At 64.9% G+C, this 19,554-nt stretch carries 18 protein-coding genes; 12 read left to right on the forward strand and 6 right to left on the reverse strand.

The window, feature by feature from the left end; translation table 11 throughout:
• The first annotated feature begins 27 nt into the window (after positions 1-27).
• The 4 genes from E1809_RS23265 (at position 28) to E1809_RS23280 (ending at position 3,110) form a co-directional block, all read left to right on the forward strand.
• Positions 28-876: a 3-keto-disaccharide hydrolase gene (locus E1809_RS23265; protein ID WP_133206619.1), complete on the forward strand. Its 849-nt coding sequence runs from the start codon at positions 28-30 to the stop codon at positions 874-876.
• The gene (locus tag E1809_RS23270) at positions 873-1,613 is read left to right on the forward strand and encodes a sugar phosphate isomerase/epimerase family protein (RefSeq protein WP_165962478.1); all 741 of its coding nucleotides are present in this window, start codon (positions 873-875) and stop codon (positions 1,611-1,613) included. The genes E1809_RS23265 and E1809_RS23270 overlap by 4 nt, the downstream gene beginning before the upstream one ends.
• On the forward strand, positions 1,613-2,482 hold the full coding sequence (locus tag E1809_RS23275; RefSeq protein ID WP_133206621.1) for a TolB family protein: 870 nt from the start codon (positions 1,613-1,615) through the stop codon (positions 2,480-2,482). The genes E1809_RS23270 and E1809_RS23275 overlap by 1 nt, the downstream gene beginning before the upstream one ends.
• An 85-nt stretch (positions 2,483-2,567) precedes the next feature.
• Complete coding sequence (locus tag E1809_RS23280) at positions 2,568-3,110, forward strand: GNAT family N-acetyltransferase (protein ID WP_133206622.1); 543 nt, start codon at positions 2,568-2,570, stop codon at positions 3,108-3,110.
• Positions 3,111-3,153: 43 nt separating this feature from the next.
• Here the strand turns inward: E1809_RS23280 and E1809_RS23285 are convergent, their stop codons facing one another.
• The 3 genes from E1809_RS23285 to E1809_RS23295 form a co-directional block, all read right to left on the reverse strand.
• On the reverse strand, positions 3,154-4,416 hold the full coding sequence (locus tag E1809_RS23285; RefSeq protein ID WP_133206623.1) for an APC family permease: 1,263 nt from the start codon (positions 4,414-4,416) through the stop codon (positions 3,154-3,156).
• A 162-nt stretch (positions 4,417-4,578) separates the two neighbouring features.
• Entirely contained in the window at positions 4,579-6,072 is a 1,494-nt protein-coding gene (locus E1809_RS23290) for an aldehyde dehydrogenase family protein (protein WP_133206624.1), read from the reverse strand.
• A 37-nt stretch (positions 6,073-6,109) separates the two neighbouring features.
• Entirely contained in the window at positions 6,110-6,661 is a 552-nt protein-coding gene (locus tag E1809_RS23295) for a hypothetical protein (protein WP_235835748.1), read from the reverse strand.
• Between the two features lie 115 nt (positions 6,662-6,776).
• On the opposite strand from E1809_RS23295, the gene E1809_RS23300 reads away from it, so the two are divergent.
• Together E1809_RS23300 and E1809_RS23305 are read left to right on the forward strand one after the other, a co-directional pair.
• Entirely contained in the window at positions 6,777-8,720 is a 1,944-nt protein-coding gene (locus tag E1809_RS23300) for a primary-amine oxidase (RefSeq protein WP_133206625.1), read from the forward strand.
• Positions 8,721-8,751: 31 nt separating this feature from the next.
• The gene (locus tag E1809_RS23305; protein WP_133206626.1) at positions 8,752-9,354 is read left to right on the forward strand and encodes a TetR/AcrR family transcriptional regulator; all 603 of its coding nucleotides are present in this window, start codon (positions 8,752-8,754) and stop codon (positions 9,352-9,354) included.
• On the opposite strand, the gene E1809_RS23310 is transcribed toward E1809_RS23305, so the two are convergent.
• On the reverse strand, positions 9,343-10,269 hold the full coding sequence (locus E1809_RS23310) for a LysR substrate-binding domain-containing protein (protein WP_133206627.1): 927 nt from the start codon (positions 10,267-10,269) through the stop codon (positions 9,343-9,345). The two genes, E1809_RS23305 and E1809_RS23310, sit on opposite strands and share 12 nt — an antisense overlap.
• Positions 10,270-10,395: 126 nt before the next feature.
• On the opposite strand from E1809_RS23310, the gene E1809_RS23315 reads away from it, so the two are divergent.
• The 6 genes from E1809_RS23315 (at position 10,396) to E1809_RS23340 (ending at position 16,300) form a co-directional block, all read left to right on the forward strand.
• A complete protein-coding gene (locus tag E1809_RS23315) occupies positions 10,396-10,821 on the forward strand; it encodes a RidA family protein (protein WP_133206628.1) in 426 nt (141 codons plus the stop codon).
• Positions 10,818-11,489, forward strand: a complete 672-nt coding sequence (locus tag E1809_RS23320; protein ID WP_133206629.1) for a DUF1028 domain-containing protein — start codon at positions 10,818-10,820, stop codon at positions 11,487-11,489. The genes E1809_RS23315 and E1809_RS23320 overlap by 4 nt, the downstream gene beginning before the upstream one ends.
• On the forward strand, positions 11,479-12,654 hold the full coding sequence (locus tag E1809_RS23325; RefSeq protein WP_133206630.1) for a M20 family metallopeptidase: 1,176 nt from the start codon (positions 11,479-11,481) through the stop codon (positions 12,652-12,654). Before E1809_RS23320 ends, E1809_RS23325 begins: the two co-directional genes overlap by 11 nt.
• Positions 12,655-12,689: 35 nt before the next feature.
• Positions 12,690-14,108, forward strand: a complete 1,419-nt coding sequence (locus tag E1809_RS23330) for an aspartate ammonia-lyase (protein ID WP_133206631.1) — start codon at positions 12,690-12,692, stop codon at positions 14,106-14,108.
• 48 nt (positions 14,109-14,156) lie between these two features.
• Positions 14,157-15,434, forward strand: coding sequence for a flavin-containing monooxygenase (locus tag E1809_RS23335; RefSeq protein ID WP_133206632.1), 1,278 nt, complete (start codon positions 14,157-14,159; stop codon positions 15,432-15,434).
• A gap of 167 nt (positions 15,435-15,601) precedes the next feature.
• Complete coding sequence (locus E1809_RS23340; RefSeq protein ID WP_133206633.1) at positions 15,602-16,300, forward strand: DsbA family oxidoreductase; 699 nt, start codon at positions 15,602-15,604, stop codon at positions 16,298-16,300.
• A 48-nt stretch (positions 16,301-16,348) separates the two neighbouring features.
• On the opposite strand, the gene glgC is transcribed toward E1809_RS23340, so the two are convergent.
• The gene (glgC, locus tag E1809_RS23345; RefSeq protein WP_133206634.1) at positions 16,349-17,665 is read right to left on the reverse strand and encodes a glucose-1-phosphate adenylyltransferase; all 1,317 of its coding nucleotides are present in this window, start codon (positions 17,663-17,665) and stop codon (positions 16,349-16,351) included.
• A 30-nt stretch (positions 17,666-17,695) separates the two neighbouring features.
• The coding region (gene glgP, locus E1809_RS23350; protein WP_133206635.1) for an alpha-glucan family phosphorylase at positions 17,696-19,554 on the reverse strand (1,859 nt) is incomplete at its 5' end.

Below are 19,554 nucleotides of genomic sequence, written 5' to 3' on the forward strand. Positions count from 1 at the left end.
CTCCACCGATACGAAAGGCAACCGCCCATGCCCCAGTCCGACTCGTTCGTTCCCTTGTTCGACGGCGAAAGCCTGGCCGGGTGGCACGCCGCACCGCGCGTCTACGGTGACCTCTACCCCGGCGGGCCCTCACTGCTGGAACACTTCGACAGCCTGGGGATCCAGCGGCCCGTCGAGCCCGAGAAGCACCCGGCCCGATGGTTCGTGGAAGACGGCGTGCTGGTGGGCGAGCAGGACTCTCCGGGCAGCGGCTACGGCGGCTACCTCGTGAGTGACCAGGCCTTCGGGGACTTCGAGCTAAAAATGGACATGCGCCCTGATTGGCCGGCGGACACGGGCGTGATGATCCGCCGCCAGCGGGACAGTTGGGAGGGGTTCCAGGTCCTGGTGGACCACCGCCCGTCCGGCGGGATCGGCGGATTCTTCGGGAACGGCCTGGCGAGTTTCTCGGCAGTTCCGTTCGCGATCGACGTCGTCAGTGACGAAAACGGGCAACCCACCGGACTGGTGGCGGACAACCCGGCCACCTCCGTGGAACCCGTCACGGAAGAGAAGCGTGCCCGCCTGAGGTACGCGGCCGACGTCGACGACTTCCTGAAGGTGTGGCGCTGGGACGATTGGAACGAACTCACCATCCGCTGCGTCGGCGCCCTGCCGGTCATCACCACGTGGATCAACGGGCTCAAGATCGCCGAACTGGACACCGCAACCCTCGATTCGCCCAACTATGATCCCGAGGCGGTCCTCGGCGTCCTTGGCGACCGCGGCCACATCGCCCTCGAGGTCCACGACAACGACGAAATGTTCGGCGAAGCCCGCTGGGGCAAAGGCGCACAATGCCGTTGGCGGAACATCCGCATCAAGGAACTTTCGTGATTTCGGTCCAGCTCTGGAGCCTTCGCCAGGAAATCAACGACGTCGGCTGGGACCGGGTGGTCGGTACCCTCGCCGATGCGGGGTTTAAGCATGTGGAGCCGTTCGCGATCGCGGCAACGGCACCGCTGCTCGCTCCCGCCCTGGCACGCAACGGGATCACGACGCCCACCGGGCACGGCGAGATTGTGGGGGAACAGTTGACCGCGACGCTCGACGCCGCCCTCGAGTCCGGCGTCGAACTCCTGATGCAGCCGATGTTTCCCGCCGAACGGTGGCAAGACCGCGACGGCGTCCTGCGGATCGCGGAGGACCTCAACCGGGCGGCCGAAGCCGCCTTGCCGCACGGGATGCGGATCGCTTTCCACAATCACGACGACGAAGTGCGCACCTTGGTGGACGGGCGTCCGGCGCTGCTTGCCCTGATGGACGAAGTGGCTCCCAATGTAGGCGTCGAATTCGACCCGAACTGGGCAACGATCGGTGGTGCGGACGTCCTCGAGCTGATGTCGGCGCTGGGCGACCGTATCTTCGGACTGCACCTGAAGGACGGCCCGCTTCTCGGAACCAATACGGACCAGATGGCTCTTGGCGATGGCGAGCTCGCGTGGGACGACTTCCTTGGCGCGCTTGATCCGTCCGTTCCACGCGTCATAGGACTGGACATGTTCCGTGGTGACTCCCTTGACGCCGTGCTGCGCAGCAAGCGCTGGCTCGACCAGCGGGAAGGACGTTCCTGATGGGATACCGTGTCCTCCGGCCCGGGCAAAGTTCCCAGGTGTGGATTGGCGGACCCGGCGCTGCCGCTCCCGAGCTCGTCTTCGAAACAAGGGACATGCTCATTGAGGCGCCGAACTGGTCCCTCGACGGATCCTCCCTGCTGGTGAACGGCAACGGCAGGTTGTGGCGTTTCGACGTCGATAGCCCCGCGAACGGCCTCGTGCCGATCGATTTCGATGGACTGCCGGACATCAACAACGACCACGTCCTCGATCCCGACGGCATCCATATCTATATGTCGGCGATGGACGGTCAGATCTATCGCGGCGCCCTCAAGGGTAGTCCCGTGGAACGCGTGACGCACGAGGACCAGTGGCACTTCCTGCATGGGGTGTCCCCGGACGGTTCCCGCTTGGCCTACGTGGCGATGCGCGACTTCAGCGAGGCCGGAAAGCTCGCGGTCATGGAACCGCACGGCCTTTCGGCCGTTCTGGACACCGGCAGCGGGCACATCGACGGACCGGAATGGTCGCCGGACGGGCGCTGGATCTACTTCAATACGGAGCACTTCACCGGGGTTCCCGGCCACGCGCAATTGGCCAGGATCCCCGACGGCGGCGGCGCACCGGAACGGCTCGTCGCGAGTGGAACCGTGGACTGGTTCCCGCACCTGTCTCCCGACGCGCAATGGGCCACCTATATCGCGTTTCCGGCAGGGACTCTCGGACACCCCGAGGACCTGGAGGTGGAAGTCCGGGTGGTCCCGACGTCGGACTGGTCGGCTCCCGTACGGACGTATCCACTCTTCGGCGGCCAGGGCACCATCAACGTCAACAGTTGGTCACCGGACAGCAACCGCTTCGCTTTTGTCGCCTACCCGCTTTCCTAGCGAGTTTGTGTACAGATAAGGTCCCCTAAGACGCCTTTTAAAGGGTGCGATCTGTACACAAACTCCGGGGAACGTGAGGGACCGAATGAGCCACAGCCACACCATCCGCCTGGCAACAGCGGACGACGCCGGAGGGCTGGCTGAGCTTGCTGCGGTCACCTTTCCGCTCGCGTGCCCGCCGGGCGCAACGCAAGAGGACATCGCTGAGCACTTGCGAAGGACGCTGAGCGCGGAGAAGTTCGCCGAATACCTCGCCGATGCGGACATCGCCATCCTGGCCATCGACGACGGCGGCGAACTCCGCGGCTACAGCATGCTCGTCGGCCGCCCGACATCGGACCCGGACGTCGCGTCGGCCCTGACCCTGGAGCCTTCCACGGAATTGAGCAAGTGCTACGTCCATCCCGAACACCATGGCCTCGGCGCCGCGGCGGAACTCATGAAGGCCACCATCGAGCACGCCGCGGGCACCGGAGCGGCCGGCCTCTGGCTCGGCGTCAACAACCAGAACGCCAAGGCCATCCGCTTTTACGAGAAGAACGGATTCAGGAAGGTCGGGACGAAGTCGTTCCAGTTGGGCGATTCCGTGGAACACGACTTCGTCATGGAGCGGGCGCTTCACGTTTGACGCGTACCGCTTTCCTAGCGAGTTTGTGTAAAGATAAGGTCCCTTAAGACGCGTTTTGAGGGGTCCGATCTGTACACAAACTCTCGGCATCGGGGTCGGCTGCCGGCGGGGCGTCGCGGACCTTCTTGCCGCGGATGTAGCCCACGATCCCGAGGGCCAGGATGCACCCGAGCGTACCCAGGGCGAAGGCCTCGAAGGTCATTTGGGACACACCCCACGTGGCCTCGAAGTCGTAATCCACGTTGAAGAGCTTCTCCAGGGTGCCCGGGAAGATCGCCACCCAGGAACCGATCAGGATCCACGCAAAACAGATGGCTCCGAGGATCCGGAATCCGGTGTCGGACACCGGCACCTTGAAGGGTCGCTCCACCAGCGGATACTTGCGGCGCAGTCGGACCGCGGCCGGCATCGCGAGGAGGTAGCTCAGCAGGAACGTGGAGATGGCGATGGACAGCACGACGCCGAACAAGGCGCTGCTGGTGCCGCTGAGCTGCATCGCGGCGAGCATGAACAACGTGGCTACGACGCCGGACAGGGTGTTAACCCGGATCGGGGTCCCGAGCTTGGGGTGGAAACGGCCGAAGAAGCCGCCGAAGAAGGAACCGTCGGCCGCGGCCATTGCCTGCATCCGGTCGCTGATGATCATCCATGCCGCGCCTTGGGACACCAGGACGAAGCAGAACACGATCGCCGAGATCGCCAGCATGGCGGGCGCTGCGGGACCGAAGACGGAATACACCTTGGACACGGCCCCGAAGAGCCCGCTGATGCCGTTGATCTGGTCCAACGGAACCACCAGGAGGATGGCCCCCAGCGACGGCAACCATTTTCCATGCTTCAAGCTGATCACTGCCGAGGTCACGGTGATCCAGATGAAGAGGAGCTTGAAGAGGTAGTCGCCCACGCTTCCGGTGTCCACGTGGCTCACGTATTCGGACCACGTTTCGACGGCGACGAAGGCCATGGCGCCTCCCACCCACACGGGCTGGGTGACCCAGGTGAAGAGGGCCGTGATGGCGGCGACGACGCGGCCGAAGGCCATCTTCGTCCAGACGTACACTCCTCCTTCTTCAGTGAAGGCCCCGCCGGTCTCGGCGAAGATGAGGCCGTAAGGAACCATGAAGGTGACCGCCAGGATGAGCGCCCACGTGAAGGTTTCCCCGCCGAAGCCGGAGACCTGCCCCAAGACCTCCACTGAGATGACCGCGGCGACCACCAACAAGAGTATGTCGAAGCGGCCGAGGGACTTCTGCAGGTGCTTGCTTTGCTCTTGGGCCAAGCGCGTTGAATGTGATGGCTGATCCATGAATCGATCCTTTGCTGCTGCTGGGGGAAGCTCCAATGCAAGGGCGGAAGGCCGCCGTCGTGGGCTTATGAAAACCGTAGGCCTGTGAAATGCATCACGTAAAACAGTGAATGGCGATGTGCTTCATCGTTTCTCCTGATGCAATTCCAACCAGGACACCCCTTAGCCGAATTGGATCCAGGTGGTCTTCGGCGCGGTGTAGTTATCGAAGGCGTGCAAGGACAAATCGCGGCCGAAGCCAGACTGCTTGAAGCCGCCGAACGGCGTCGTATTACCAAGCGCGTCCACCGTGTTCACGGACACGGTTCCGGCGAGCAAATCCCCTGCAACGCGATGCGCCCGGGACAGATCGGAGGTCCAGACGGATGCGGCGAGCCCATAATCTGTCGCATTCGCGAGTGCCACCGCTTCGGTTTCTGTGTCGAAAGCGTGGAGCACGGCGACCGGGCCGAAGATTTCCTCGCGGTGGACGTCGTGGTCGGCCGGGAGCCCGCCGAGCAGCGTGGGTTCCAGGTAGGCGTCCGAGCCGCGGATCTCGCGCCGTTCGCCACCGAAAAGCACCTCGCCTTCGGTGCGGCCGCGCACGATCCAGCGTTCGACGTCGTCCGCGTGTGCGGCACTGATCAAAGCACCGTTGCCGTCCAGTCCGGCGAGCGGATCCGCCGGCGAGTAGCCGGCTGCGGCCTCGGCGAGGAGCGCCGCGAACTCATCGTGGACCTCCCGCTGGACCAGGATGCGTGAGTTGGCCGAGCACACCTGGCCTTGGTTGTAATAGGCACCGAACGCTGCCTTGGCCGCCGCCGCTGCGAGGTCCGCGGTGTCCGCGAAAATGATGTTGGAACTCTTGCCGCCTGCTTCGAGGCTGAGCCTCTTGAGGTTGCTCCGGCCCGAGGCCTCAAGCAGCGTCCGGGAGACGGCGGTGGACCCCGTGAACGCCAACGCGTCCACGTCCATGTGGTGCGCCAGGGCAGCCCCGATCTCGCGCCCCGTGCCTGTGACAATATTCAGCACGCCGTCCGGCAATCCGGCCTCCGAAGCCAATTCCGCGAGCCGCAGGACGCTCAGCGACGTCTGTTCGGCCGGTTTGAGCACCACGGTATTGCCCGCGGCGAGCGCCGGCGCCAGCTTCCATACCGCGATCTCGAGGGGGAAGTTCCAGGGCACGATTGCCGCCACAACACCCAGGGGTTCGCGAGTCACCAACGCGGTGGCACCTGGCGGAACGGCTGGCAGTTCGCCGCTTTGCTTATCGATGGCCTCCGCGTACCAGCGCAGGGTGGAAATGGCGCCCGGGACGTCCACGGTGGTGGTCTGCAGGATGGGTTTGCCGCTGTCGAGCGTTTCCAGGAGCGCAATTTCCGCGGCATGCTGCTCCATGAGCGCCGCCAGCGCCAGGAGGATCTCCTTCCGTCCGGCCGCACCCTTGCGGGACCAGGACGGGAAGGCACGGCGTGCGGCAGCGACGGCGGTATCGACGTCGGCGGGTCGGCAAGCCGCCAATTCAGCCAGGACGCGCCCGTCGATGGGACTGATGGTTGGGCGCGAGGATCGATCGCAGCCTTCCGCGCGGCGGCCGTCCACGAAGGCCCTGCCGTCGATGGTCAGTGCGTCCGCCCGGCTTTGCCAGCCGGAGGAAATCTCTGTGGTGGTGGTCATGGTGGCTCCTGTCAGGGTCGATTTGTTGTCTTTAAGGTCAGTGTTCGACGGCGGCAAACGTCGCCGTTCGGGGGTTTGCGGCGGCGCTTCGCTCCCGATGAGTCATGCGCAGCGCGAGCGAACTGGCCATGAGGCACGCGAACTCCACTCCCATGAGCCCGAACATCGTGCTGGCGTGGCCCACGTGTACCGCTGCGCCCGTGTGAGCAGCGCCGCCGTGATGGGCTCCGGCCCCCGCCTCCGGCTGGGCGAAGAGGGTGAGCATCGCCAAATGCACGAGGATCATCACGGCGCTCATCGTCATGAGGTGCCCGGCGGCCTTGTCCGCGCAGCGCGGGCGGGCAGCAGCCGGAACCGCGCAGGCCATGCACACAACGCCCATGGCGGCCATCCCCCAGGTCATCGCTCCGTCCGAGACGGCCGAAGCGGCCGAAACCGCGGCTGCCAGAGTATGGGCCATTGCGCTGACGGCCGCCGCGGCGATGATAATCCGCGCCGGCGTCAGGGCACCCATCCGAACCGACGTCCGGCCCCCGGAGGCGCCAGCCACCGGCACGCGGACTGCGCGCGGCAGTAGCTGCAGGTCCATGGTCCTCCTGGCTGCCTGGCCTCGGAACAAGGACTTTACTCCGGGCTTGTGAGATGGATAACATCAAGCGTTGGTTGAACAGTTGTATCACCAAAATCCGACTTCAGGAAGTGCCATGACTATTGAGACACCCCTCCGTGCCGCGCTGACGCAGCACCCGCTCGAACAACTCACTGCCCAGGAAATCCAGGAAGCCCGCCGCATCCTGGTGGATGCCGGGCTCGTGGCGGACACCACCCGCTTCGCCTACCTCGGCCTGGTTGAACCGCCGAAGGACTCTCTCCGTGACGTGGCCGCGGCACCTGACCGCGTCGTCCGCACCATGCTCTGGGACGCCGCCCAGTCACGGTCGCTGGACGTCCGCCTGTCCCTGACCACCGGGAAAGTCCTGGGCCAGCGCGAACTGGATCCCGCCGTCGACGGCCAATTGCCCGTGCTGATCGAGGAATTTGAGATCATCGAAACCATCCTGGCCGACGATCCGCAGTGGAAAGCCGCGCTTGCCGCCCGCAACCTGACCCCGGCTCAGGTCCGGGTTGCGCCGTTGTCCGCGGGCGTCTTCGAGTATGAAAACGAAGAAGGCAAGCGCCTCCTCCGCGGCCTTGGCTTCCGCCAGGACCACCCCGGCGACCACGCCTGGGCGCACCCGATCGATGGCTTGGTTGCCTTCGTCGACGTCGAAAACCGCCGGGTGAACCACCTGATTGACGACGGCCCCGTTCCCGTCCCGGAAATCAACGGAAACTACACAGAACCTGCGATCCACGGCGAACACCGGACGGACCTGAAGCCGATTGAGATCACCCAGCCCGAAGGTCCAAGCTTCACCATCGAGGGCAACCACCTCTCGTGGGCCGGCTGGGACCTCCGCGTTGGCTTCGATTCCCGCGAAGGCGTGGTCCTCCAGCAGCTCCACCACACGCACGGCGGGCGCCGGCGCCCGCTCATCCACCGCGCGTCGATCTCGGAAATGGTGGTCCCGTACGGCGACCCGTCCCCGTACCGCAGCTGGCAAAACTACTTCGATTCCGGCGAATACCTGGTGGGCCGGGACGCGAACTCGCTCAAGCTCGGCTGCGACTGCCTGGGCGAGATCACCTACTTGTCCCCCGTGGTGGCCGACGACTTCGGCAATCCGCGCACCATCCACAACGGCATCTGCATCCATGAGGAAGACGCCGGCATCCTCTGGAAGCACACGGATGAATGGGCCGGCTCGAACGAGGTACGCCGCAACCGCAGACTCGTGGTGAGTTTCTTCACCACCGTGGGCAATTACGACTACGGCTTCTACTGGTACCTCTACCTGGACGGCACCATCGAATTCGAGGCCAAGGCCACCGGGATCGTCTTCACCGCCGCCCTCCCGGAAAAGGGGTATGCCTACGCCTCGGAGATCGCGCCCGGGCTGGGCGCACCGTACCACCAGCACCTTTTCAGCGCCCGCCTGGACATGATGCTCGACGGCGCCACGAACCGCGTGGAGGAACTGGACCTCGTGCGGCTCCCGAAAGGACCGGGAAACCCGCACGGCAACGCGTTCACTCAAAAGCGCACCGTCCTCGCCCGCGAATCGGAGGCCGTGCGCGACGCCGACGGCTTGAAGGGGCGCGTCTGGCACATCAGCAATCCCGAGTCCCTAAACCAGCTCGGACACCCTGTCGGCTACACCCTCTACCCCGAGGGCAATCCCACCCTGGCGATGGCCGACGACTCGTCAATCGCGTCCCGCGCTGCCTTCGCCCGGCACCACCTCTGGGTCACACGGCACGCGGAAGACGAACTCTACGCGGCCGGCGACTTCGTCAACCAGCACCCGGGCGGCGCCGGCCTGCCCGCGTACATCGAACAGGACCGCGACATCGATGGCCAGGACCTCGTCGTGTGGCATTCCTTCGGCCTGACCCATTTCCCGCGGCCGGAGGACTGGCCCATCATGCCCGTCGACACCACCGGCTTCACCCTGAAACCGCACGGCTTCTTCGACGCGAACCCCACGTTGAATGTGCCGCCGTCCGCGTCGAACCACTGCGGTGGTAGGGTGCACACGGCGGAGTGACGGACAGCCCACCACCTAGTTAAGGAGCATCATGCCGCGCTTGGTAGACCACCAGGAGCGACGCCGCTCGATCATCGAGACCACGTGGCGGCTGATCGCGGAACAGGGAATCGAAAACGCCAGTATGCGCGATATCGCGCGGGAATGCGGTTACGCGGCGCCCGGCATCCTGGCGCACTACTTTCCCAACAAGGACGCCCTGCTCCTGGCTTCGTACCAGCTGATCTGCGAGCGCACCAACGAACGGATCGCGGCCGGCACGAAAGGCCGGCGCGGGATCGCGGCGTTGCGGGGCCTCTGCCTGGAGATTATTCCGGCGGACCCGTTGACGGTGGTTGAGGCGCGGGTGGCGGTGTCCTTTTGGCAGCGGGCGCAGACGGAGGATGCGTTGCGTGCTGTGGGCCGCGACGCGCTGCTGCAGTGGCGTGGCCTGATGTTGGGCTTCCTCGCCGAGGCGGAGTACGACGGCGAATGCGAACCTTTGGCGGATCCGGACACCGTTGCCGATGAGCTGCTCAACATCATGATGGGCCTGCACGTTACGTCGATGCTGGATCCGGATGCCGTGACCGGCTCGCGGCAACGGCACTTGATGGAACGGATCCTGGCGCGATTGTCGCGTTCAGGCGGGTAGCGACTCGCCCGGCTCCTGCGTGGCCGCCTTGTGGTGGCGCAGGGCTTGTGCGACTGCGCGCATCCGTGCCGTGGGCCGTTGGGTGCGGAGCCGGGCGAGCACGATGCTGAGTTCCGGAACCCGGTCCTTGATCCCGACGGCGGCGACGTGACCGCCGTCGTACGTCAACCCGTGCCGCGGGCGCTGGTGCAGTATCGAGTATCCGTGGCCGCCGGCTACGAACGTCCGGACCGTTTCGTAACTGGCGGAGCGGAACCGCACGTCGGGCTCCACCCCCGCATCGCGCAGGATCGATAACATCAGCTCGCGCGAGTGCGGAAGGTCAAGCAACACGAACGGCTCACCTGCCAACTCGGACAGGGCAACTTCCTCGCGTCCGGCAAATTTATGTCCCGGCGGCAGGGCCAGGTAGGGGCGGACGCTGTCCACGGCTGTGACGGCGATGCCATCGGGCAGTCCCAGGTCGTAGCAAAGGGCGAGGTCCGCGCGGCCGGTGAGCAACGCCGTCGAGCACCCTTCGGCGTCGGCCTCGGTGACTTCCAGTTCGAGCCGCGGGTGGTCGGCGCGCAAGCGCCCCAAAAGCCCGGGCAGGAGGAAAGGCGCGAGCGTGCTGAAGCATGCGAGCCGCACTTGTCCTTCGACGCTGCGCTGCTCGCCGCGGGCATGGTCGAGTGCTTCCTCCAATTGCCCGAGCACGGCTTGGGCGTCCCGCAGGAATAGTTCTCCGGCAGGCGTGAGCAGCAGTCCCTTGGAGCGCTGCCGGATGAAGAACTGGGAACCCACGCTTTTCTCGAGCTGGGAAACTGCCGCGGAGATAGCGGATTGGGCCACGTTCAGGCGGATCGCCGCCCCTGTCATGGACAACTGGGCGGCGGCTTCAACGAAATAGCGCAATTGGGCCAGAGTGACATCCATGCTCGCAATGATAACCGTTTTAGCGTTTTTTCAGATGCACTTCTACGGAAACAACTGTTGGACAGATCCAGCCGGGTAACGGGAAGCTGAAAACACGGCAATTCCGAAACGAAAGGCTCCAACCACATGAAGCACCAGCGCATCCGTCCCTTCAACACGAAGGACACCTACCCCGAGCAGAACCTGAACAACGACCTCTGCCAGGCAGTGGTGGCGAACGGAGTGGTCTACCTCCGCGGACAGATCGGCCAGGACCTCGACACCCGCGAGTCGATCGGAATCGGCGATGTGGAAGCCCAGACCGAACGCGCCATGGCAAACATCGACATGTTGCTGAAGGAAGCCGGAAGCAGCCTGGAGGACATCGTCAAAGTGACGGTCTACCTGGTGGACCCGCGCTACCGCGAAACCGTCTACCGCACCATGGGCCGTTGGCTTGAGGGCGTCTTCCCTGTTTCCACCGGCATCGTCGTGCAGGCGTTGGCCCGGCCCGAATGGCTCGTGGAAATCGACGCCACCGCGGTCCTGTCGAACACCGGGAGTGCGCAGTGACGTTCAGCATCACTGCTACCGACGGACAGGGACGGTTCGGGATCGCCGTCTCGTCTTCCTCCCCCGCCGTGGCCGCCCGCTGTGTCCATCTTCGTGACGGTGTAGGTGCGGTGAGTTCGCAGAACATCACCGATCCCAGGCTCGGCGCCAGGATCCTGGACCGCATCCAGTCCGGACTCGCCGCGCAGGCCGCACTCGACGAAGTGGTGAGTGAAACTCCCTCGGCGGACTATCGCCAGCTCGTGGTGCTGGATGCCCGGGGCAATTCCGCGGTTTTCAGCGGGGAGCACACGCTCGGCACCTTTGCCGAGGGCAGGGGCGCTGGGTGCATCGCTGCCGGAAACATGCTCGCGAACCCAGGCGTCACGCAGGCCATGTGCGATGGGTTCCAAGCCGCGACCGGCGAGCTGGAAGAGCGGCTGCTCGCTGCATTGGTCGCCGGAGAAGCCGCCGGCGGCGAAGCGGGTTCCGTGAAATCCGCGGGCATCTCGGTTGTCTCCGGCCACGGCTGGCGCGACACCGACCTGCGCGTGGACTGGCATGACGAGCCAATTGCCGAACTTCAGCGGCTCCTCGAAGTGTGGCTTCCGCAGCGACACGACTACGTGGTCCGGGGACTCGACCCCACAGTTTCAGTGGGCTATGGGGTGGCTGGCGATGACCGCTGAAAACCTCGTGCCCGTGCTGCTTGAATCCGTGCTGCTTGAATCCGACGGCGACCGCGACCGCGTACTGGAGGCCGTGATTTCCAACCAGCCGGCCCTGATCCGTCTTTCGGAGGAAATCCACGCCAATCCCGAAGTCGGCTGGCAAGAACATTCCGCGGCCCAGTGGACCGCGGAATACCTGGCCGGCCTCGGCTTCCAAGTGGAAAGTGCATACCTCGGCTTCCCCACGGCCTTGCGCGCCGTCTATGGAACGGGATCCCGGCGGATCGGACTCATGGCGGAGTACGACGCCCTCCGAAACCTCGGCCACGCGTGCGGACACAACATCATCACGGCCATCGCCTGCGGCGCCGCGGCTGCCCTGGCGTCATTCGCCGACGAGCGGGACCTCACCATAGAGGTGTACGGGACGCCCGCGGAGGAAGGTGGCGGAGGGAAGATCGAGTTGCTCACGCGCGGCGCTTTCCACGGACTGGACCTCGCCATGATGGCCCACCCGAGCCCGGTCGATTCCGCCGAAGCCCGGCCATACGCGGTTGCGCACAGCCACGTTGAATTCAGCGGAAAGTCGGCGCACGCGGCCGCGTACCCCGAGCAAGGGGTCAACGCCAACGATGCGTTCGTGGTGGCACAAGTGGCCATCGGGCTGCTTCGGCAGCAATTGCCTTCCGGCACACGCGTCCACGGCATCCAAACCCGCGGCGGCGAAGCACCGAACGCCATTCCGGAAAAGACGGAGGGCCGCTGGTACGTGCGGGCGGAATCACTGGCCGAACTGCAGGGGCTGGAAGAGCGGGTCTACAGGTGCTTTGAAGCAGGGGCTCTCGCCTCCGGATGCGAGCTCTCGATTACTCCCGAGTCCGAACCCTACTCCGAGTTCCGCACCGATGAGCGGGCGCTCGAACTGTACGTCAGGCACGCGGAATCACTGGGCAGGACGTTCGACGCCCCGGCCGAACAAGCAACCATGAACCGGGCCTCCACAGACATGGGCAACGTCTCCCAAGTGGTTCCGGCCATCCACCCTTACATCGGCCTGGGGTGCTTCCCCGCAGCGAACCACCAACCCGAGTTCGCAGCGCACTGCGTCGGAGACTCGGCGAACCGTGCCATCCACGACGGCGCAGCCGCGCTGGCGCTGACCGCCTTGGACTACTTCGCCTAACTCCGTTTTCCTTTCGCATCCATGAGGAACAGACCATGACACATCACGAGCCACCACCGGCCGGCCCCGTCCGCGTGGAGCATGACAGCCTCGGGGACAGGGACGTCCCGGCCGAGGCGTATTGGGGCATCAGCACCTTGCGTGCCGTCGAGAATTTTCCCGTGAGCGGACGTACCATCGGCAGCCTCCGCTCCCTGCTTTGGGGATTCGGCGCCATCAAAAGCGCAGCCGCCCGATCCAACGAAAAGCTCGGATTCCTGGACCCCGAGCGTTCAGCGGCCATCCAGGCTGCCGCCCGCGAAGTCATGGACGGGCTCCTCGACGAACACTTCGTCGTGGACCGGATCCAAGGCGGCGCGGGAACCAGCACCAACATGAACGCGAACGAAGTGATCGCCAACCGTGCCCTGGAGCTGCTGGGCCACACCAAGGGCGACTACGCGTTCCTGCACCCCATCGACGACGTCAACCGCAGCCAATCCACCAACGACACCTATCCCACAGCCATCAAAGTGGCCCTGCAGCGCGAACTGGCCCTCCTCTGCGCCGAGCACGAGCAGCTCAGCAACGCCTTCGCCGCGAAAGCCACCGAGTTCGCCGGGATCGTCAAAGTGGGACGGACCCAATTGCAGGACGCCGTCCCCATGACCCTCGGGCAGGAATTCGGGGCGTTCGCCGAGACCCTGAGCGAAGACCGGAACCGGCTCCTGGAACTCCTGCCCCACCTGCGGGAATCCAACCTCGGCGCAACCGCCATCGGCACAGGTATCACCGCCCCGCCGGGCTACCGCAGCCTGGTAATAGAGGAGCTCAACGCCCTGACCGGCCTGCAACTCGTCTCAGCCGCCAACCTCGTGGAAGCAACCAGCGATACCGGGGTGTTCCTCCTGGTTTCCGGCGTCTTGAAGAGGGCCGCCGTCAAACTGTCCAAGATCTGCAACGATTTGAGGCTCCTCTCCTCCGGGCCGCAAACCGGATTCGGCGAGATCTTCCTCCCGGCAGTCCAAGCCGGATCTTCCATCATGCCGGGCAAGGTCAACCCCGTCATCCCGGAAATGGTCAATCAAGTCGCCTTCCGGGTAGTAGGGACGGACGCGACAGTGACCATGGCCGTCGAAGCCGGACAGCTCCAACTCAACGCCTTCGAACCCGTGGTGGCCGATGCCCTCTTCGAATCGCTTTCCTGGCTGACCTCGGCGTGCCGCCAACTGCGCACCCACTGCATCGAAGGCATCACGGCAAACACCGCCGTCCTCCAGCAACGCATCCTCGAGTCAGTCAGCGTGGTCACGGGCCTTGCGCCGATCATCGGCTACGCGGCAGCCGCCGAACTCGCGAAGGAAGCCCTCGCCAGCAAGCGCACCGTCGCCGGCCTCGCCACGGAACGCGGCCTGCTCGACGAACAGATATTGAACCAAGCGCTCTCCCCCAGCAGCCTCGCCGGGCTGGGCTGAGGCTGCTGCCCAGATTGACCACGAACTTTCACGAAAAAGGAGATTGACATGCCAACCCAAGAGATCGAAGTCCTGGTGGTAGGCGCCGGACAAGCCGGGGTCGCCATGAGCGAACACCTCGGCGAACGCGGAATATCGCACGTCGTACTGGAACGCGACCGCATCGCCGAACGCTGGCGTTCCGGGCGCTGGGACTCCCTGGTAGCCAACGGACCAGCGTGGCATGACCGCTTCCCGGGCCTCGAATTCACTGCTCTGGAGCCGGGCGCCTTCGCCTCGAAGGAGCAAGTCGCCGACTATTTCGCAGCCTACGCAGAGAAGATCTCCGCACCTATCCGATGCGGCGTCGAAGTGAAGTCCGTCCGCCGCAACGCCGGAGCCCCCGGCTTCCGTGTGGAGACGTCGGACGGGGATTACAACGCCCGCTACGTCGTAGCAGCCACGGGGCCGTTCCAGCGGCCGGTGATTCCCGCCGTCGTACCCGAAACCGCAGGTCTCACGCAGCTGCACTCCAGCAGCTACCGCAACCCCGGCCAACTGCCCGAAGGCGCCGTCCTGGTAGTCGGCGCCGGATCCTCCGGTGTGCAGATCGCCGCCGAAATCCGACGCTCGGGCCGGCAGGTCTTCCTCTCCGTCGGACCGCACGACCGCCCGCCGCGGAGCTACCGCGGACACGACTTCTGCTGGTGGCTCGGAGTGCTCGGCAAGTGGGACGCCTCGGCGCCCGCCGAAGGCGCGGAACACGTCACCATCGCGGTAAGCGGAGCCGACGGCGGCCACACGGTCGACTTCCGTGCGCTCGCCGAAACCGGCATCAAGCTACTCGGCCGGACCTCCTCATTCGACGACGGAACCATGCACTTCGCCCCGGACCTCCGCGACAACATCGCACGCGGCGATGCCCACTACCTTGCGCTCCTGGACGAAGCCGACGCCTACATCGAACGCAACGGCCTCGACCTTCCGGAAGAACCCGAAGCCCGGCTCATGCGGCCGGACCCGGAAAGCCTGACGAACCCCACCCTCGAACTGGACCTCGCCGAAGCAGGAATCACCACGATCGTCTGGGCCACCGGTTTCGCCGTCGACTACAACTGGCTTGAGATCGATGCGTTCGACGAGAAGGGCCGGCCACTGCAACAGCGCGGCGTCTCCACCGAGCCCGGGGTCTACTTCCTCGGCCTGCCCTGGCAATCGCGCCGCGGATCGAGCTTCATTTGGGGCGTATGGCATGACGCCAAGTACATCGCCGACCAAATCACCATCCAGCGCGGCTACCTCAAGCACGACGGACAGGCAGCGCTCTTGGCGGGCGCGGCGGTCTGACGACGCGGAAACGGATTTTCGACGCGGAAATGGACTGGCGCTAGCGGAATACCCTTGCGTCAGTCCATTCGCGCGTCGCCCAGGAATTCCCGCGTCACCAGCACCATGTGATGAGACCGACAAACCCGTCTGGGAATGGCAGGCCGCTCCGCCCGGTTGTGCCAAGCATGAAGATTGAGATCTGGTCAGACGTCGCGTGTCCCTGGTGCTACATCGGCAAACGCCGCTTCGAAACGGCTCTCGCGGCTTTCCCGCACCGCGATTCCGTGGACATCCAGTGGCGCAGTTACCAGCTGGACCCGAGCATCCCGGAGCACTACGACGGCACGGAACTCGACTACCTCAGCAAGCGCAAGGGCATGAACCGGGCGCAGGTGAGCCAGATGTTCGACCACGTCGCCGCGCAGGGCAAGGGCGAAGGACTCAACTACCGCTTCGACAACGTCGTGGTGGCCAACAGCTTCACGGCACACCGCCTCATCCACCTCGCCGCCGCCCACGGCAAGCAGGACAAGGCCAAGGAACTGCTCCTCAGCGGGCATTTCGAGCACGGCAAGGACATCGGAAGCCAGGAATACCTGAGCGAGCTCGGCCAGGAGCTGGGGCTCCCGGAAGCCGAAGTGGCCGAACTCTTCAGCACCGACAAGTACGCAGACGACGTCCGCGGCGACATCGCCGAAGCCCGGATGCTCGGCGTCACGGGTGTTCCGTTTTTCGTCATCGACCGCAAGTACGGCCTCTCCGGCGCGCAACCTTCCGAGGTATTCACCCAAGCGCTCACCCAGGCGTGGCAGGAAGCGAACCCGCTGGTCGCCGTCGGGACCGCTGACGCCGAAGCGTGCGGTCCCGACGGCTGCGCGATCTAAGCGTTCGACGCCGGACGGCGGTTTGTTCCGTCCGGCACCGCCGGGCGCCTACACCAAGTCGCCTTGGAGGGTTTTAGCGGCTGCCCGTGCAAGGTCGCGGTCGAGTTCGCTGGCCGGCGGCACCAATTGGCCTTTGCTGAGGACCGTGATGCCGGAGTCGGTGACCGCGTAACCGCGACGGCGGTCGTGATCGGGATCGAGTCCGATCGTGGCACCCGGAGGGACCACGACATTCTTGTCCAGGATGGCGCGCCGCACCACGGCTCCGGCCCCGATGGACACGTGGTCCAGGAGCACGGAATCCGTCACGAGCGCGCCGCTGGCAACAAATACGTCATCCGAGAGCACTGAGTTCTCCACCGAACCACCGGAAACCACGACGCCGCTGGAAATGATCGAGTCCACCGCTGTGCCTGGCGTGTCGTCGGCGCCTCGAACGAGCTTCGCCGGCGGCGAGATGCTCTGCCGCGTGTAAATGGGCCACTGCGAGTTGTAGAGGTTGAACACGGGCATGGGCGAGATCAGGTCAAGATGGGCATCGTAGTAGGAATCGATGGTCCCCACATCGCGCCAGTAGTTGCGATCCCGCTCCGTGGCTCCAGGAACCTCGTTGCTCGAAAAGTCGTAGACCATGGCTTCGCCGCGGTCCACGAAGTACGGGATGATGTCCCCGCCCATATCGTGCTTCGTGTCTTGGCGGACAGAGTCCAATTCCAAAGCCGCCTTCAACGCGTCGGCGTCGAAAACGTAGTTCCCCATGGACGCGAGGAACTGGGACGGATCGTCGGCGAGCCCACGGGTTGAAGCCGGTTTCTCCACGAAAGCCGCGATTCTGTTCCCTGGTTCCTCCCCGGTTTCAGGTTCCACCTCGATCACGCCGAATTGGTGCGCCATGGACAGGGGCTGACGAACCCCTGCCACGGTCGCTTTCGCACCGGAAGCCACGTGGCTTCGCACCATTTGCTCGAAATCCATGCGATAAACGTGGTCGGCTCCGACCACCACCACAATGTCCGGGTCGGCATCGTGGATCAGGTTCAGCGATTGGTAAATCGCATTGGCGCTGCCCAGGAACCAGCTCTTGCCCACACGCTGCTGGGCGGGAACCGAGGCGATGTAGTTGCCCAATTGCGTGGACATGCGCCATGTTTCCGAGATGTGCCGGTCCAGGCTGTGGGACTTGTACTGGGTCAGGACCACAATCTGGAAGTAACCCGAATTCGTCAGGTTGGACAAGGCAAAATCGATCAGGCGGTAACCGCCCGCAAACGGCACTGCCGGTTTGGCCCGGTCCGCCGTCAGGGGCATGAGCCGTTTGCCCTCCCCGCCGGCCAGGACAATCGCCAGGACTTTCTTCCCTACCATTTCACTACCTCACCTTCGTTCTGGGTTTCGCTAGGCGTTGACGATGAGTCCGAGTTCGGCTTTGGATGCCAGTGCAGGGTGTTTGGGGAGGACCCGGACGGTGTAGCCGAAGGAGCCGGAGCGGTTGATGAGGATGGATCCCGTGAACAGGTGCCGGCCGTTCCCGAGGTCCTCCGTTTCGCACAGTTCCAGGAGTTCCACGTCTTCGAGCGTCTCGCCCTGCCCCGCCCGCCCGTACGCTATTTCCACTGCCACGTCCTCGGGAGTGAGGTCGTGGAGGGCAACGTAGGTGTTGACGTGGAGGGTGTCGCCGATTTGTGGTTCTTCGGAGACGCCCACTGAGTCGACGTACTCGATGCGCACGTTCTCCCAGCCCTTCCGGATCTTGGTGATCCACTGGGCAAGTTCTTTGGCTTCCTTGAATGAACCGGATGCCGATTGCCTGCCTGCGGCCGCTGCGGGGCGGTAGAGGGTGTTGACGTAGTCCTGGAGCATGCGTTCGGCGGAGACGGCGGGGCCGAGGTGGGCGAGGGTGTGTTTGATCATGGCGACCCAGTGGGTGGGTGTGGTGCCGGTGGCGGGTTGGGAGGGTCCTGCGGCTCCGGCGGCGTCGGAGACGGTGGTGCCGTAGAAGCGGGGGGCGACTTGGGTTTCGAGGAGTTCGTAGAGGGCGGCTGCTTCGATGTCGTCGCGTTCGGTGGGTGAGGCGTCGTTGTTGGCGGTGGGGATGGCCCAGCCGTTTTCGCCGTCGTACATTTCGTCCCACCAGCCATCGAGCACGGAGAGGTTCAGGGAGCCGTTGATGGCTGCTTTCATGCCGGAGGTGCCGCAGGCTTCCAGGGGCCGGAGGGGGTTGTTGAGCCAGACGTCGCAGCCGGGGAAGAGGGTGCGGGCCATGGCGATGTCGTAGTTGGGCAGGAACACGATGCGGTGGCGGACCTCGGGGTCGTCGGTGAATTTGACGAGGTCCTGGATCATTTTCTTGCCGGCGTCATCGGCCGGGTGGGATTTGCCGGCGATGACGAGCTGGATGGGGTGTTGGGGGTCCAGGAGCAGGGCTTTGAGGCGTGCGGGGTCCCGGAGCATGAGGGTGAGGCGTTTGTAGGTGGGCACGCGGCGGGCGAATCCGATGGTGAGCACGTCCGGGTCCAGGACTTTGTCGGTCCAGCGCAGTTCGGCATCGGCCGCGCCGCGTTTCTTCCACGACGCCCGCAAACGACGACGGACGTCCTCCACCAGGGCGCTGCGCAGGGTGCGCCGCAACCGCCACAGTTCGTCGTCCTCGACGTCGTAGATCTTCTCCCAGCCGGTCGCGTCCACATCGGTGCCGCCAAAGTGCTTTACCGCCAGTTCGGTCATCTTCGGATCGATCCACGTGGGCACGTGGACGCCGTTGGTGACGGAGGTGATGGGCACTTCGGAGTGGTCGAATCCGGGCCAGAGCCCGGAGAACATTTCACGCGAGACCACACCGTGGAGTTTGGCCACGCCGTTGGCGCGCTGGGCCAGGCGCAGGCCCATCACGGCCATGTTGAACACCGCAGGGTTGCCGCCCTCGTAGTTCTCCTGGCCCAGGTCCAGCACGTTCTCCACGGGCACGTCCGGGGCCAGGCCCGCGTCGAAGAAGTGCCGGATCTGCACGGCCTCGAACCGGTCGATCCCGGCCGGGACCGGGGTGTGCGTGGTGAACACCGTCGACGCCCGGCCCGCGGCCAACGCCTCGGACCAGGACAAGGGGTTCTCCGCGGACATCAGTTCCTGGATCCGCTCGATCCCCAGGAACCCGGCATGGCCCTCGTTGGTGTGGAACACCTCCGGCGCCGGGCACCCGGTCAGGCGCTGGAACACCCGCAAGGCCTTCACCCCGCCCATGCCCAGCAAAAGTTCCT

Source organism: Arthrobacter terricola (assembly GCF_004354015.1).
GTDB lineage: Bacteria > Actinomycetota > Actinomycetes > Actinomycetales > Micrococcaceae > Arthrobacter > Arthrobacter terricola.

Bases quoted from the DNA above. Each gene is read 5' to 3' on its own strand.
- E1809_RS23265 (WP_133206619.1), top strand. From the start codon at position 28: ATGCCCCAGTCCGACTCGTTCGTTCCCTTGTTCGACGGCGAAAGCCTG.
- E1809_RS23275 (WP_133206621.1), top strand. From the start codon at position 1,613: ATGGGATACCGTGTCCTCCGGCCCGGGCAAAGTTCCCAGGTGTGGATT.
- E1809_RS23280 (WP_133206622.1), top strand. From the start codon at position 2,568: ATGAGCCACAGCCACACCATCCGCCTGGCAACAGCGGACGACGCCGGA.
- E1809_RS23285 (WP_133206623.1), bottom strand. From the start codon at position 4,416: ATGGATCAGCCATCACATTCAACGCGCTTGGCCCAAGAGCAAAGCAAG.
- E1809_RS23290 (WP_133206624.1), bottom strand. From the start codon at position 6,072: ATGACCACCACCACAGAGATTTCCTCCGGCTGGCAAAGCCGGGCGGAC.
- E1809_RS23295 (WP_235835748.1), bottom strand. From the start codon at position 6,661: ATGGACCTGCAGCTACTGCCGCGCGCAGTCCGCGTGCCGGTGGCTGGC.
- E1809_RS23300 (WP_133206625.1), top strand. From the start codon at position 6,777: ATGACTATTGAGACACCCCTCCGTGCCGCGCTGACGCAGCACCCGCTC.
- E1809_RS23305 (WP_133206626.1), top strand. From the start codon at position 8,752: ATGCCGCGCTTGGTAGACCACCAGGAGCGACGCCGCTCGATCATCGAG.
- E1809_RS23310 (WP_133206627.1), bottom strand. From the start codon at position 10,269: ATGGATGTCACTCTGGCCCAATTGCGCTATTTCGTTGAAGCCGCCGCC.
- E1809_RS23315 (WP_133206628.1), top strand. From the start codon at position 10,396: ATGAAGCACCAGCGCATCCGTCCCTTCAACACGAAGGACACCTACCCC.
- E1809_RS23325 (WP_133206630.1), top strand. From the start codon at position 11,479: ATGACCGCTGAAAACCTCGTGCCCGTGCTGCTTGAATCCGTGCTGCTT.
- E1809_RS23330 (WP_133206631.1), top strand. From the start codon at position 12,690: ATGACACATCACGAGCCACCACCGGCCGGCCCCGTCCGCGTGGAGCAT.
- E1809_RS23335 (WP_133206632.1), top strand. From the start codon at position 14,157: ATGCCAACCCAAGAGATCGAAGTCCTGGTGGTAGGCGCCGGACAAGCC.
- E1809_RS23340 (WP_133206633.1), top strand. From the start codon at position 15,602: ATGAAGATTGAGATCTGGTCAGACGTCGCGTGTCCCTGGTGCTACATC.
- glgC (WP_133206634.1), bottom strand. From the start codon at position 17,665: ATGGTAGGGAAGAAAGTCCTGGCGATTGTCCTGGCCGGCGGGGAGGGC.